The organism is Catenuloplanes nepalensis (assembly GCF_030811575.1).
GTDB classification, from domain to species: Bacteria; Actinomycetota; Actinomycetes; order Mycobacteriales; family Micromonosporaceae; genus Catenuloplanes; species Catenuloplanes nepalensis.
The window spans coordinates 3,678,498-3,692,779 of sequence record NZ_JAUSRA010000001.1 but is presented as its reverse complement, the minus strand read 5'-3'; the positions used below and the strand labels follow the sequence as shown (position 1 = coordinate 3,692,779).

The 14,282-nt window shown below is 65.7% G+C and carries 8 protein-coding genes, 3 rRNA genes and 1 pseudogene; 6 read left to right on the top strand and 6 right to left on the bottom strand.

Annotated features, from left to right (window positions below; genetic code table 11):
- Positions 1-50: 50 nt before the first annotated feature.
- Both J2S43_RS15825 and J2S43_RS15820 read right to left on the bottom strand, forming a co-directional pair.
- Complete coding sequence (locus J2S43_RS15825; protein WP_306829871.1) at positions 51-512, bottom strand: hypothetical protein; 462 nt, start codon at positions 510-512, stop codon at positions 51-53.
- Between the two features lie 86 nt (positions 513-598).
- Positions 599-1,561: an ArsR/SmtB family transcription factor gene (locus J2S43_RS15820; RefSeq protein WP_306829870.1), complete on the bottom strand. Its 963-nt coding sequence runs from the start codon at positions 1,559-1,561 to the stop codon at positions 599-601.
- Positions 1,562-2,277: 716 nt separating this feature from the next.
- Here J2S43_RS15820 and J2S43_RS15815 point away from each other — a divergent pair.
- From J2S43_RS15815 to rrf, 3 genes are all read left to right on the top strand, one after another.
- A 16S ribosomal RNA gene (locus tag J2S43_RS15815) occupies positions 2,278-3,795 on the top strand.
- 355 nt (positions 3,796-4,150) lie between these two features.
- Positions 4,151-7,226 (top strand): 23S ribosomal RNA (locus J2S43_RS15810).
- Positions 7,227-7,308: 82 nt separating this feature from the next.
- A 5S ribosomal RNA gene (gene rrf / locus J2S43_RS15805) occupies positions 7,309-7,425 on the top strand.
- Together the 16S, 23S and 5S rRNA genes form the textbook arrangement of a ribosomal RNA operon.
- A 129-nt stretch (positions 7,426-7,554) precedes the next feature.
- On the opposite strand, the gene J2S43_RS15800 is transcribed toward rrf, so the two are convergent.
- The 3 genes from J2S43_RS15800 to J2S43_RS15790 are packed head-to-tail and all read right to left on the bottom strand — an operon-like array spanning position 7,555 to position 10,644.
- The gene (locus J2S43_RS15800) at positions 7,555-8,382 is read right to left on the bottom strand and encodes a carbohydrate ABC transporter permease (RefSeq protein WP_306829868.1); all 828 of its coding nucleotides are present in this window, start codon (positions 8,380-8,382) and stop codon (positions 7,555-7,557) included.
- A 1-nt stretch (position 8,383) separates the two neighbouring features.
- Entirely contained in the window at positions 8,384-9,313 is a 930-nt protein-coding gene (locus tag J2S43_RS15795) for a carbohydrate ABC transporter permease (protein WP_306829867.1), read from the bottom strand.
- Complete coding sequence (locus tag J2S43_RS15790) at positions 9,310-10,644, bottom strand: extracellular solute-binding protein (RefSeq protein WP_306829865.1); 1,335 nt, start codon at positions 10,642-10,644, stop codon at positions 9,310-9,312. The genes J2S43_RS15795 and J2S43_RS15790 overlap by 4 nt, the downstream gene beginning before the upstream one ends.
- A 499-nt stretch (positions 10,645-11,143) precedes the next feature.
- Between J2S43_RS15790 and J2S43_RS15785 the strand changes: the two are divergent.
- Positions 11,144-11,536 (top strand): annotated as a pseudogene (locus J2S43_RS15785) (ATP-binding protein); the annotation flags it as partial.
- 311 nt (positions 11,537-11,847) lie between these two features.
- Here the strand turns inward: J2S43_RS15785 and J2S43_RS15780 are convergent.
- The gene (locus J2S43_RS15780) at positions 11,848-12,051 is read right to left on the bottom strand and encodes a 2TM domain-containing protein (RefSeq protein ID WP_306829862.1); all 204 of its coding nucleotides are present in this window, start codon (positions 12,049-12,051) and stop codon (positions 11,848-11,850) included.
- Between the two features lie 113 nt (positions 12,052-12,164).
- On the opposite strand from J2S43_RS15780, the gene J2S43_RS15775 reads away from it, so the two are divergent.
- Positions 12,165-12,956: an alpha/beta fold hydrolase gene (locus J2S43_RS15775; protein ID WP_306829860.1), complete on the top strand. Its 792-nt coding sequence runs from the start codon at positions 12,165-12,167 to the stop codon at positions 12,954-12,956.
- A 26-nt stretch (positions 12,957-12,982) separates the two neighbouring features.
- Positions 12,983-14,281 (top strand): hypothetical protein, encoded by a 1,299-nt coding sequence (locus J2S43_RS15770; protein ID WP_306829859.1) that lies wholly within the window; start codon positions 12,983-12,985, stop codon positions 14,279-14,281.
- The last annotated feature ends 1 nt before the right edge of the window (position 14,282 follow it).

Genomic DNA, 14,282 nt, shown 5'->3' with positions numbered 1-14,282 from the left:
TCGTGCGGGGCGGGCGCCGGGATGGCACCCGCCCCGCACGCATCAGGGGATCACCACCAGGCCGTGCAGGTGGAGGCGTAGCCGACGATGTTGCCGCAGGCGCGGAACCGCCAGGCCGTGCTCGAGCTGGTGTTCTTCGCGGCGCTGGTCTTCGGAGTGGCAGCCTGGGTGACCGTGAACGGGCCGCACTGGAGGATGTTCGCGCCGCCGTTCCACGTCCACTCCAGCCACACCCGGTCGCCGGGGCGGGTGTCGCCGCCGATCCGGGCCCAGCCACGCTGCGCTCCGGCGACCGTGCCGTAGTTCAGCGTGATCTGCGCACCGGTCACGAAGTTGATGATGTAGTTGCTGGCCGGCGAGGGCTGCGCGCCCCACAGGTTGTCCGGGATGTCCACGAAGCCGTTCGCGCCACGCTCGCACTCCGCTGCGGTCGCCGACGCCGGGGACGGCGCCACCAGCAGCGTCCCCAGCACCAGCGCCAGCAGCGCAACCCCCGTCTGGAGCGTTCTCAACACTGTCCACCTCCCGTGACGCCGGGCCGCCCGGCCCGGCACCACCAGGCTCACGGCCGCGCGGGTACGGGCGCGAGTCGTTTCGCTCAGGGGCGAAGCATCTGCCGGCCGAGCACGGTGATCGTGTGCAGCGACCGCCGCCCCTCCCGGCGGGTGCTCGCCAGGCCGGCACGGCGCAGCACGGTCATGTGCTCGCTGACGCTCGGCAGCGACGCACCCAGGCGCTGCGCCAGGTCGGTGGTGCTCTGGCCGTGGCCGGCGGTGGCCAGGCAGCGCAGCACCCCGGCGCGGGTGGCGCCGACCAGGTCGTCCAGCGCGCGCGTGCCCGCACCGGCCGGAAGAGCCGCCGTGTGGGTGATCGGGTAGACGAGCACCGGCGGCAGCGCCGGGTCGAGCAGCGAGATGGGCAGGCCCTGGCAGAAATAGGACGGCACGAGCAACAGCCCACGACCGTCCAGGAGCAGATCCCGATCCGCGGGGTACGGCATGAGCAGCACCGGCGACTCCCAGCGCGCACCGGGGTAGATGGTGCGCAGCAGCCGCTCCACGCCACCGTCCAGCAGCGCACGCCCGCGTATCGCCCGGTCCGCCGCGACGTCGTCCTCGACCGAGCGCCAGATCGGCGCGAGCGTGGCCTCGAAGTAGCCGTGCAGCGACGAGCCGAGCCGGGCCAGCGACGACGCCTCCCCGCCGGCGAGCAGCCGCACGGCCTCGGCGGACCCGGGCCGGCCGGCCAACTGCGCCAGGTCGGTGCGGAGCCGGCGGCGGGGCGTGCCGAGCACGGTCTCGATGCCGTCCTCCAGGCGGGTGCTGCCGCCGGCCGGGGTGAGGAAGTCCGCGGAGTATCCGCGCGGCGGTGCCAGCTGGAACAGCAGCCGGGCGTCCGCGCGGAGCCGGGGCCGGGCCCAGCGGGCCCAGTCGCCGAGCGCGCCGCCGGCCGGCCCGGTGCCCAGCGTGTGCGCGCTCAGCAGCATCTCCCAGAGGGGATCCGCGGCCGGGGCCAGCCGGACACGTGCCAGGTCCTCCGCCGTGAAGTGAATCCGCAGCACCGTCGACCCCTCCGTGAGCCTGGAGCCTGTGTCGACGTGGGATGCCGGGCAGCGGCGAGGCCCCGGCGCCGCACGTCGCAAGTCGCACACGCAACATCGGTATGAGGACTTCCACGCCGCACACCCAGCCGGCAGCTGGACCGCGCCTCGTTCCGGCCCCCACGTCGACACAGGCTCCAGGGCACCCTATGTGCTTTGTGGACGGTTGTCGGTCAGGATCAGGACACCGCCCGGACACGCTGGGAGGGGGGTCGATTTGGGGTCGCGAACCGGGTCGGGTAGATTCTTCTGGTCGGCGGGTGCCGGGCGAGACGAACCGAGGGATCGGGGCGTCGGCCGGTCCGCAGGACTCCTCTAGTAGAAGAAGCGCCAGGCAATGGCGCTGATTTTGCATGGGGAAATTCGGGTGTTGCATTCGGATAATCCGATCGCTCCGGTAAACGGGGGCGGATTTGACGGGGCGAAAACGACCGGATAAAGTAATCGAAGCGCCGGGGGAAACGCCGGAGCTAAACGAACGAAATGCCCCACACCGGGGTGCGGCTGAGGCCGGTCACGGTGAGGTGTGTGGTTGTTCTTTGAGAACTCAACAGGGTGCTTTAAAAGCCAGTGCCAATTGATTTATACCCCGGCCAGGCTGCGGTCTTCGGATTCGTGTGTCTGGTGGGAATTCCTTTGGCAGTTTGATTACTGCCGGGACGGATTTTCTCTAGATTTCGTTGGAGAGTTTGATCCTGGCTCAGGACGAACGCTGGCGGCGTGCTTAACACATGCAAGTCGAGCGGAAAGGCCCTTCGGGGTACTCGAGCGGCGAACGGGTGAGTAACACGTGAGTAACCTGCCCCAGACTTTGGGATAACCCTCGGAAACGGGGGCTAATACCGGATACTCCTTCTGTTCCGCATGGGACGGTCGGGAAAGTTTTTCGGTCTGGGATGGACTCGCGGCCTATCAGCTTGTTGGTGGGGTAATGGCCTACCAAGGCGAGGACGGGTAGCCGGCCTGAGAGGGCGACCGGCCACACTGGGACTGAGACACGGCCCAGACTCCTACGGGAGGCAGCAGTGGGGAATATTGCACAATGGGCGGAAGCCTGATGCAGCGACGCCGCGTGAGGGATGACGGCCTTCGGGTTGTAAACCTCTTTCAGCAGGGACGAAGCGCAAGTGACGGTACCTGCAGAAGAAGCACCGGCCAACTACGTGCCAGCAGCCGCGGTAAGACGTAGGGTGCGAGCGTTGTCCGGATTTATTGGGCGTAAAGAGCTCGTAGGCGGCTTGTCGCGTCGAATGTGAAATCCCGTGGCTCAACTGCGGGTCTGCATTCGATACGGGCAGGCTAGAGTTCGGTAGGGGAGACTGGAATTCCTGGTGTAGCGGTGAAATGCGCAGATATCAGGAGGAACACCGGTGGCGAAGGCGGGTCTCTGGGCCGATACTGACGCTGAGGAGCGAAAGCGTGGGGAGCGAACAGGATTAGATACCCTGGTAGTCCACGCTGTAAACGTTGGGCGCTAGGTGTGGGGGACCTCTCCGGTTCTCTGTACCGCAGCTAACGCATTAAGCGCCCCGCCTGGGGAGTACGGTCGCAAGACTAAAACTCAAAGGAATTGACGGGGGCCCGCACAAGCGGCGGAGCATGCGGATTAATTCGATGCAACGCGAAGAACCTTACCTGGGTTTGACATAGCCGGAAATCTCGCAGAGATGCGGGGTCCTTCGGGGCCGGTTACAGGTGGTGCATGGCTGTCGTCAGCTCGTGTCGTGAGATGTTGGGTTAAGTCCCGCAACGAGCGCAACCCTCATCCTATGTTGCCAGCGCGTCATGGCGGGGACTCATGGGAGACTGCCGGGGTCAACTCGGAGGAAGGTGGGGATGACGTCAAGTCATCATGCCCCTTATGTCCAGGGCTTCACGCATGCTACAATGGCCGGTACAATGGGCTGCGATACCGTGAGGTGGAGCGAATCCCAAAAAGCCGGTCTCAGTTCGGATCGGGGTCTGCAACTCGACCCCGTGAAGTCGGAGTCGCTAGTAATCGCAGATCAGCAACGCTGCGGTGAATACGTTCCCGGGCCTTGTACACACCGCCCGTCACGTCACGAAAGTCGGCAACACCCGAAGCCGGTGGCCCAACCCCTTGTGGGAGGGAGCCGTCGAAGGTGGGGCTGGCGATTGGGACGAAGTCGTAACAAGGTAGCCGTACCGGAAGGTGCGGCTGGATCACCTCCTTTCTAAGGAGCACCATCCCGCGAAAGTGGGCATGGAGCCCGCACCGTCCAGATGTGATGGTGGGGTGCTCATAGGCGGAGACACTGGCAAGTCAGCTCCTGGCAACGGCCGGCGATCTGAGTACACCGTCGTAAGACGGAAGGAAAAGATATCGCTGGTGCGGCTGGGAAAAGGCGTTAAGCACCCTGTTGAGTCCTGAAGGAACAACCCACGGGTTGGTTCTTCGAGGAACGAAACGCCAGGCATGGCCTTGCGACACATACCGCAGAAGATTCTGGCTGGTGTGTTGTGTGGTGGTTGTGGGTTGGTTGTTTGTTGAGAATTGCACAGTGGACGCGAGCATCTTTGTTTTTTGTAGGTCAAGTTGTTAAGGGCGAACGGTGGATGCCTTGGCATCAGGAGCCGATGAAGGACGTGGGAGGCGACGATACGCCTGGGGGAGCTGTCAACCAAGCTGTGATCCCAGGATTTCCGAATGGGGGAACCCGGCACCAGTCATGTGGTGTCACCTGCATCTGAATTCATAGGGTGTATGGAGGGAACGCGGGGAAGTGAAACATCTCAGTACCCGCAGGAAGAGAAAACAACATGTGATTCCGCGAGTAGTGGCGAGCGAAAGCGGATCTAGCCTAAACCAGTCATGCGTGATACCTGTCAGGGGTTGCATGATCGGGGTTGTGGGATTTCCCGTGGACTGCTGACACAGTCTGAGAGAGTTACAAAGCATATTGTTAGTGGAATGGTCTGGAATGGCCGGCCGTAGACGGTGAAAGCCCGGTACGCAAAAATGGTATGCCTCTCTGTGGAGACACCCGAGTAGCAGCGGACTCCTGAAATCTGCTGTGAATCTGCCAGGACCACCTGGTAAGGCTGAATACTTCCTGGTGACCGATAGCGGACGAGTACCGTGAGGGAATGGTGAAAAGTACCCCGGGAGGGGAGTGAAATAGTACCTGAAACCGTTCGCCTACAATCCGTCGGAGCCTTTTGGGGTGACGGCGTGCCTTTTGAAGAATGAGCCTGCGAGTTAGTGGCATGTGGCGAGGTTAACCCGGGTGGGGTAGCCGTAGCGAAAGCGAGTCTGAATAGGGCGTCGTAGTCGCATGTTCTAGACCCGAAGCGGAGTGATCTAGCCATGGGCAGGCTGAAGCGGGGGTAAGACCTCGTGGAGGGCCGAACCCACCAACGTTGAAAAGTTGGGGGATGACCTGTGGTTAGGGGTGAAAGGCCAATCAAACTCCGTGATAGCTGGTTCTCCCCGAAATGCATTTAGGTGCAGCGTCACGTGTTTCTTGCCGGAGGTAGAGCACTGGATGGCCTAGGGGCCCTACAAGGTTACTGAAGTCAGCCAAACTCCGAATGCCGGTAAGTGAGAGCGTGGCAGTGAGACTGCGGGGGATAAGCTTCGTAGTCGAGAGGGAAACAGCCCAGATCGCCAGCTAAGGCCCCTAAGCGTGTGCTAAGTGGAAAAGGATGTGGGATCGCATTGACAACCAGGAGGTTGGCTTAGAAGCAGCCACCCTTTAAAGAGTGCGTAATAGCTCACTGGTCAAGTGGTTCCGCGCCGACAATGTAGCGGGGCTCAAGTACACCGCCGAAGCTGTGGCATTCACGAGTGATCGTGGATGGGTAGGGGAGCGTCGTTCAGCGGGTGAAGCTGCAGGGTGACCTAGTGGTGGACGCTGGACGAGTGAGAATGCAGGCATGAGTAGCGAATGAAGGGTGAGAATCCCTTCCGCCGGATGACCAAGGGTTCCAGGGCCAGGCTAATCCGCCCTGGGTGAGTCGGGACCTAAGGCGAGGCCGAGAGGCGTAGTCGATGGACAACGGGTTGATATTCCCGTACCCGCGAAAGAGCGTCCCTGCCGAACCCATCTGTGCTAACCACGCGAACTGATCAAGGTCTTCGGACTGAGTGAGGGGAGTCTGGGATCCTGGGTGGTAGTAGGCAAGCGATGGGGTGACGCAGGAAGGTAGCTGAGCCCGGTGAGTGGTAGTGCCGGGGTAAGCGTGTAGGCCGTGTCATAGGCAAATCCGTGACACATGAGGCTGAGACGTGATGCCGAGCCGATTCAGGTGAAGTCAGTGATCCTATGCTGCCGAGAAAAGCCTCTAGCGAGTTCTGAGCGGCCCGTACCCTAAACCGACACAGGTGGTCAGGTAGAGAATACCGAGGCGACGGGTGAACTGTGGTTAAGGAACTCGGCAAATTGCCCCCGTAACTTAGGGAGAAGGGGGGCCGGACGCGTGAAGCCACTTGCTGGTGGAGCGTGGTATGGCCGCAGAGAGCAGGGGGAAGCGACTGTTTACTAAAAACACAGGTCCATGCGAAGTCGTAAGACGATGTATATGGACTGACGCCTGCCCGGTGCTGGAACGTTAAGGGGACCGGTTAGCCAGCAATGGCGAGGCTGAGAACTTAAGCGCCAGTAAACGGCGGTGGTAACTATAACCATCCTAAGGTAGCGAAATTCTTTGTCGGGTAAGTTCCGACCTGCACGAATGGCGTAACGACTTCCCCACTGTCTCAACCACAGGCCCGGCGAAATTGCAGTACGAGTAAAGATGCTCGTTACGCGCGGCAGGACGGAAAGACCCCGGGACCTTTACTATAGCTTGACATTGGTATTTGGGTTGGCTTGTGTAGGATAGGTGGGAGCCGGTGAAGCTCGGACGCCAGTTCGGGTGGAGGCAATCTTGAAATACCACTCTGGTTGATCTGGGTATCTAACTTCGGGCCCTTATCGGGTTCAGGGACAGTGTCTGGTGGGTAGTTTAACTGGGGCGGTTGCCTCCTAAAGGGTAACGGAGGCGCCCAAAGGTTCCCTCAGCCTGGTTGGCAATCAGGTGTTGAGTGTAAGTGCACAAGGGAGCTTGACTGTGAGACTGACGGGTCGAGCAGGGACGAAAGTCGGGACTAGTGATCCGGCACTTGCGTGTGGAAGCGGTGTCGCTCAACGGATAAAAGGTACCCCGGGGATAACAGGCTGATCTTCCCCAAGAGTCCATATCGACGGGATGGTTTGGCACCTCGATGTCGGCTCGTCGCATCCTGGGGCTGTAGCAGGTCCCAAGGGTTGGGCTGTTCGCCCATTAAAGCGGTACGCGAGCTGGGTTTAGAACGTCGTGAGACAGTTCGGTCCCTATCCGCCGCGCGCGTAGGATACTTGAGAAGGGCTGTCCCTAGTACGAGAGGACCGGGACGGACGAACCTCTGGTGTGCCAGTTGTCCTGCCATGGGCATGGCTGGTTGGCTACGTTCGGAAGGGATAACCGCTGAAAGCATCTAAGCGGGAAGCTCGCTTCAAGATGAGGTATCCCACCCCAGTGATGGGGGTAAGGCTCCCAGTAGATGACTGGGTTGATAGGCCGGAGATGTAAGCACGGTAACGTGTTGAGTTGACCGGTACTAATAGGCCGAGGACTTGACTACACAAACTTTGATGAGATTGCTCGCGTCCACTGTGTGATATCTGAACAAACAACCGTGAAGAACCCGGTTAAGTTCATAGTGTTACGGCGGTTATAGCGGCAGGGAAACGCCCGGTCACATTCCGAACCCGGAAGCTAAGCCTGCCAGCGCCGATGGTACTGCACTCGGGAGGGTGTGGGAGAGTAGGACGCCGCCGGACTTCTTTTGATCAGGGCCACCCCTCGCGGGGTGGCCCTGATTGTATTTCCCGGAAACCCGTGATCGGGGCGTGTCCCCCATGCCGTGAGAACAACAGGGGGGACGCCCCGATGACGGAGTCGCGGAGAACCTATCTGCTGAAGCCGGCCGTGAGGCCGCTCAGCAGCTGGCGACGGCCGACCGCGTACGCGATCAGGATCGGGACCGTGGTCAGCGTGACCGAGGCCGCGATCGCGGGCGTGTTGATGCCGAACTCGCCCTGGTACGTCCACAGCGCCAGCGGCATGGTGCGCTGCTGCGGGCTCTGCGTCAGCACCAGCGGCAGGATGAAGCCGTTCCAGATGCTCAGCGCGTTGTAGATCACCACGGTCACCAGCGCGGGGCGGGTCAGCGGGAACGCCAGCCGCCACAGCGTGCCCCACTCGCTCGCGCCGTCCACCCGCATCGACTCGAACAGCTCGCGCGGCACGTCCCGGATGAAGTTCGCCAGGACCAGCACGGAGAGCGGGATGGCGAACGCGATCGAGGGCAGGATGATCGCGGCGAGCGTGTCGTACATCTGCATCCGGATGATGATCAGGTAGACCGGGATGACGACCGCCTGCAGCGGGATGGCCAGGCCGAGCAGGAACAGCGAGTTGATCGAGCGGAGCCAGCGGTTGCCGGCGCCGCGGACGATCGCGTACGACGCCATGAACGCGACCGCGACCGCCGGGATCACCGCTCCGGCCGTGACGATCACGCTGTTCAGGAAGTACTGGACGAAGCCGTTCTCGATCACGGTCCGGTAGTTGTCCAGCGTCGGCGAGGCCGGCGGCGCGAACGTGTTGGTGATGAAGTAGTTCGCCTGCGTCTTGAAGCTGGTGATGACGACCCAGTAGATCGGCAGCATCACCACGAGAAGCCACAGCCAGCCGAGCGTGCCGCCGAACCAGTTCAGCCGAAGAATCCGGTGCATCTCAGACGCCCTCCTGCTGGCTCTCGTCGCCGCGGCCGCCGCCGAGCCTTCGCAGGATCTGCGACAGGGTCAGCCCGACCAGCACCAGGATGACCGCGATCGCGCTGGCCGGTCCCATCAGATTCGCCTGGAAACCGGTCTTGTACATCGCCACCGCCAGCGCCTCGGTCGCCCGGCCGGGGCCGCCCGCGGTCAGCACCCAGATCAGGTCGAACAGCGTCAGCGAGCCGACCACCATCAGCGTGGAGGACGTGACGATCGTGTACCGCAGCTGCGGCAGCGTGATGCTGAAGAACTGCCGGATCCGGCCGGCGCCGTCGATCAGCGACGCCTCGTACATGCTCTGCGGAATGGCCCGGACCGCGCCCTGGTAGATCAGCGTGTGGAACGGGATGTACTGCCAGGACACGATGAAGACCAGCAGGCCGACCGCGAGGACGGGATCGCCGAGCCAGTCCTGGTTGAGGAAGGGCACGCCGAGTTGGGCACCGGCACCGAAGTTCGGGTCGAGCAGCGCCTTGTACGTGATCGCGATCGCGGACGAGCTGAGCAGCAACGGCACGAAGTAGAGCACCGCGAGCAGGCCACGGTACCGGAAGTGCGCGGCCAGGAACACGCCGAGCAGCACCGACATCGGGGTCTGCACCAGCCAGGACAGTCCCATGATCAGGAAAGTGACCCAGAGCGAGTTCAGCAGGTCCGGGTCGCGCAGCGCGGCGGTCCAGCTGTCCAGGCCGGACGGCTGGATCGGGCCGATGTTGTCCCACGTGGTGAAGCTCAGCGCGAGCACGCCGAGCAGCGGCACGATGCCGAACGCGGTGAAGATCAGCAGGGCGGGCACGGTGAACCAGATCAGGGAGCCACCCCGCCCGCCGCCGGGCGCCGCGGTGGACTTCGACACCCGCACGGCGGGCGGAGCGAGCGTGGTCATTTCCCGATGACCGCGTTCATGTTGTCGACCCACTGCTGCGGGCTCACCTGGCCCTGGAACAGCTTCGCGATGTTGTCCAGCAGCGTCTCCGCCGCGGTCGGGCTCAGCGCCTGGTCCCAGGACTGGGCGAAGACCTTCGCGTTGACCGACGCGTCGTAGACGAACTTGAGGAACTCGCCGTTCGGCGCGCTGCCGTACAGGCTGTCACTGCCCTTGATGATCGGGGTGTTGCCGGACTCGATCCAGTGCTTCGGCTCCTCCGCGTCGATCAGCGTGGTGGAGAAGAACTTCTTCGCCACCTCCTTCGCCTCCGGCGACGCCTTCGAGGAGATCGACAGGTAGTGGCCCGGGTTGCCGACCTGGTTGGACGGGTCGCCCTTGCCGCCCTCGACCGGCGGGAAGTTCATCCAGCCGAGCCCGCCGCTGGAGACGAAGTCGCCGCCCTGGGCCTCCTGGATGCCGTACGACCAGGAGCCGTGCAGCATCATCGCGGCCTTGCCGGTGTAGAGCAGCGCCTGGTCCGCGTTCGAGTCCGCGGTGATCGACGAGTAGCCGTTGACGAACCCCTTCGCGTCGATGAGCTGCTTGACCTTGTTGAGCATGTCCAGCACGGCCGGGTCGGACCAGGCGTTCGCCTCGCCGGCGAAGACCCGGTCGAAGACCTCGGTCCCGGCGATCCGGTCGAGCAGCAGCTCCAGCCACATCATGTTCGTCCAGCGGGACTGGCCGCCGAGCGAGAACGGCGCGATGTTCTTCTCGTTGAACCGCGGCACCAGCGCCATGATGTCGTCCCACGACTGCGGCGGCTCCACGCCGACGTCGTCGAAGACCTTTTTGTTCCAGTAGAGCAGGATCGGCTGGACCGTCTCGTGCGGCATCGCGTAGATCCTGCCGTTCACCGTGGCCGCGCCGAACGAGGACGGGAACAGCTTGTCCTTCACCGCGGCGTTCTGGGTGAACCAGTCGGTCAGGTCGTCGACCTGACCGGCCTCCACGTAGGACTTGAGCGTGCCGCCGCCCCAGCCCCAGATCATCGTGGGTCCCGTACCCGCGCCGATGGAGGTCTTGATCTTCTGCTTGAACGCGTCGTTCTGGAAGAAGAGCGACGAGATCTTCGTGTCCGGGTTGGCCGCGTTGAACCGCTCCAGGGCCGCCTTGCGGGCGGGCTCACCGGGCGGGCCGCTCAGCGACCAGTAACTGGCGACGCCGTCACCGCCGCCGCCGGGTGAACTGCTGGGCCCGGAACTGCCGCAGGCGGCCAGCGCCGCGGCCGCACCGGCACCCGCGCCGAGACCCAGAAGATGGCGCCGGGACATGGCTCTACTGATCATGTGTGAACTCCGTACTCGAGACGCTGGATTGCGCTTGCCGGGTTCTGCTCGCGAACAGCCCTGGCACGGTCTCGAGAGAAGTGGGAGGCCGCGCCGAGGACGAGGTGGCGCAACCGTAAAATCGCTGAAACCTTATGTCAAGACCCCGAAACTTTCGGCTGGAAAGTCCGGTACAGGTGTAACTCTGTTACATCCCGCATCGACGCATGTCAGGACCGTACGGCGACGATGTGCGGAGACCGCCGTCCAACCGACGCGACCTCGCGATGCCGAGGGTTCCGAGAATTTCCGGAAACCTCCGGCGGCGGATTCGGCGACCGATCGACCGGAACGGACGTGGCCTGGCGACGACGATCCGACGTACCGGCCATCGCCACCCGGCCACCGTCCGCCGGATGTTCCGCGGACCGAACGGCACCGGAGCGTTCGTGAGCGGGCTGTCCAGTAGAGTTCGCCGGTGCTGATCGGACGGGATGCGTAGCGGGCCCGGCTCGCGGAGCTGACCACCGGCGGCGGCACGGCGCTGCTGGTGCGGGGCGAGACCGGCGTCGGCAAGACCGCGCTGCTGGACGATCTGATCGCGCACGCGGACGGTTATCGCGTGGTGCGGTGCGCCGGCGCGGAGGCGGAGCGCGACCTGACGTTCGCCGCGCTGCACGCGCTGGTCTTCCCGCTGCTGCCGGACTCCGCCGGTCTCGACCCCCAGGCCAGAGACACGATCAACACAGCCTTCACGGGTACGGCCGGAGCCGCGCCGCACGCGATGGCGCTCGGCATCGCCGTCCTCGACCTGCTCACGCTGGTCTCCGCGGCCACCCCGCTGCTGCTGGCCGTCGACGACGGCCAGTGGCTGGACGCGCCGAGCGCGCAGGTGCTCGCGTTCACCGCCCGGCGGCTGTCCGGCACGGCCGTGCGGGTGGCGATCGCGGCGCGGGCCGAGGTGCCGTCCCCGCTCGACGGCGCCGGTCTGCCGGAGCTGGTCCTGCCGCCGCTGGCCGAGGAGCCGGCGGCCCGGCTGCTGGACGCGCAGCGGGCCGGGCTCAACCCGTACCGCCGGAATCTGATCCTGAAGGCCGCGGCCGGGAATCCGCTGGCGCTGATCGAACTCGCCCGGTCCGGGACACCCGGTGACGGCACGGTGGCGCTGCCCCGGCGGCTGGAGCAGGTCTACGGCGCCCGACTGCGAACGGGTCCTGCGGTGAGTCAGGCCCGCACCGGCCGGGTCACCGCCCAGACGTGGAACGCCAGGCCGAGGCCCCAGGCGACGAGCGACCAGATCGGCCAGAAGTGCTGCTCCGGCGTGAAGAACCACCACACCAGCACCTGCACCACATTGAGCACGGCGTAACAGAGAACGTGAATGCGCAGGCCCAGGATCCGGGCCGCGTGACTCTTCGGCGATGTCATGCCGCACAGGCTGGCCCGGCGCACTGAAGCGTCGCTGAACCGCGACTTCAGTGTTCGTGCAGTCACGGCTCGTACGGTGAGTGCTGTCTATTCTCCGAAAGGACCCACTCATCATGGATACCACCCGCCGTACGCTCCTCGCCGGATCCGCGGCCGCCGCCACCGGTGCGCTGCTCGGCGCGCCCGCGTCCGCGGCACCCGGCACGGCCAAGCCCAAGCCCACGGTCGTGCTGGTGCACGGCTCGTTCGCGGACGCGTCCAGCTGGAACGGCGTCGCCGCCCGGCTGATCAGGGACGGCTACCCGGTGCTCGCGCCGGCGAACCCGCTGCGCGGCGTCTCCGCCGACTCCGCCTACCTGGCCAGCGTGCTCGCCACGCTCACCGGCCCGCTGGTGGTCGTCGGCCACTCGTACGGCGGGATCGTCGCCACGAACGCGGCGACCGGCAACCCGAACGTCAAGGCGCTGGTCTACGTGGCCGCGTTCGTCCCGGACGAGGGCGACACGCTGCTCGCCCTGCAGACCCGGTTCCCGGGCAGCCGGCTCGACGAGGCCGCGCTGGACTTCCGGCCGTACGGGGAGGGGCTCGTCGACGGCTACGTCAAGAAGGACGTGTTCCGCAGCGTCTTCGCGGCCGACGTGCCGAAGGAGACCGCCGCGCTGATGTGGGCCGGCCAGCGCCCGACGGACGCGCGCACGCTGGGCGAACCGTCCGGCGTGCCCGCCTGGAAGACCATCCCGTCCTACTACCTGGTCGCCGCCGAGGACCAGGTGCTGCCCCCGGCCGCGCAGCGGTTCATGGCGGAGCGCGCCGGCGCGACCACCCGCGAGGTCGACGCCTCGCACGTCGCGATGATCTCCCAGCCGGGCGCGATGGCCGATCTGATCAAGCGGGCGGCGCGCTGACCGGAGCGCCTTGCTAGCGTGCCCGCATGACACAGGGGCGCGCGACGCGTTCGAGAGCCGCCGGCCTCGCCGTCGCCGCGGTCGCGGGGGCGCTCGCCGGTGCCGCGCTCACCGGCCGTCGCGGCCCTCGCGCCGCGGCGGCCGGCGGGCTGGCCGGTGCGGCGGTGCTCGCCGCGGCCGAGGCGGTCGCCCGCGCCCGCCAGCGGCCCGGTGAGATCCCGGCGTGGTGGTCCCGGGTGCTGATGAGCGGCGCGCTCACGGCGTCGGCCGGCTGGCTCGGCGGCCGGGTCACCGGTGCCGGGCCGGTCGCGGTGGGCACGGCCGCCGGTGCCGTCGCCGGCGCGCTCGGGCTGCGCCCGCAGAAGGTCGCGCTCGGCCCGGTCGCCGGCGCCGCCGCCGGGGCCGCGTGGCGGCTCGCGGGCGGCCGGGACGTGCCACCTGCCCTGGTCGCGGCGAGCGCGGTGGCCGGCTACCGGGCGCTGGCCGCGCTGCTGTTCCGCGACCCGCAGGTCGGCCTGCTGGCCGAGCGGGCGCGAGCCGAGGACCTGCCGTTCGTGGTGCCGCTGGAGGCACGCACCGCCTACGTCGGCACCGGTTACGTGCGCGAGCTGGCCGAGGTGATCGGCGGCAGCTACCGCGCGGACGCGGAGGACGCCGGGATCGTCGCGTCGCTCGACGACCTGGCCGGCCCGGACTTCGACCCGGCCGGTGTGCACCCGCTGGTGCGCGAGTTCTACGAGCGGACCACCCGGTTCCGGCTCGACATCGTGCCCGAGTGGCGGCACTGGGTGCGGCCCGGCTACCTGCTCTACCGTACGCTGGTGGCCCGGCCGCTGGGCCAGGCGAACGTGCCGATGAACCAGCGCGAGACGCTGCGCGGCGTCCGCAGCCGGATCGACACGATCACGCCGGACGGCACCGACGTGATCGGCGTGCGCGGCTGGATCCGCTCGTTCGCCGACACCGACGAGCCGATCTACGTCGGCATCTACACCACCTACCGGCACGACGGCCGCGGGTACGTCAGCGTCGGCTTCCCGGTGCCGCAGGGCAACTTCACGGCCACACTGCTGCCGCTGCCCCGCCCCGGCGGTGGGCTGGTGCTCACCAGCAGCAGCGCGCTCGCCCACCCCGGCCACTACCTGACCCATGTGGACGGCGCGACCCGGGAGCTGACCACGCTGGCCGTGCACGGCTTCACCGAGCGGCTCGACGTCCTCGTCGAGGACGGACAGCTGCGGGCCGCGCACGCGTTCTCGCTCTACGGCCTGCCGTTCCTGACACTGCACTACCGCATCCACCGCAAACGGCCGGACCGCGACTAGA

What these genes read in the sequence shown, in the direction of transcription:
- J2S43_RS15780 (WP_306829862.1), bottom strand. Translation starts at nt 12,051, where the DNA reads ATGACATCGCCGAAGAGTCACGCGGCCCGGATCCTGGGCCTGCGCATT.
- J2S43_RS15800 (WP_306829868.1), bottom strand. Translation starts at nt 8,382, where the DNA reads ATGCACCGGATTCTTCGGCTGAACTGGTTCGGCGGCACGCTCGGCTGG.
- J2S43_RS15790 (WP_306829865.1), bottom strand. Translation starts at nt 10,644, where the DNA reads ATGATCAGTAGAGCCATGTCCCGGCGCCATCTTCTGGGTCTCGGCGCG.
- J2S43_RS15795 (WP_306829867.1), bottom strand. Translation starts at nt 9,313, where the DNA reads ATGACCACGCTCGCTCCGCCCGCCGTGCGGGTGTCGAAGTCCACCGCG.
- J2S43_RS15770 (WP_306829859.1), top strand. Translation starts at nt 12,983, where the DNA reads ATGACACAGGGGCGCGCGACGCGTTCGAGAGCCGCCGGCCTCGCCGTC.
- J2S43_RS15775 (WP_306829860.1), top strand. Translation starts at nt 12,165, where the DNA reads ATGGATACCACCCGCCGTACGCTCCTCGCCGGATCCGCGGCCGCCGCC.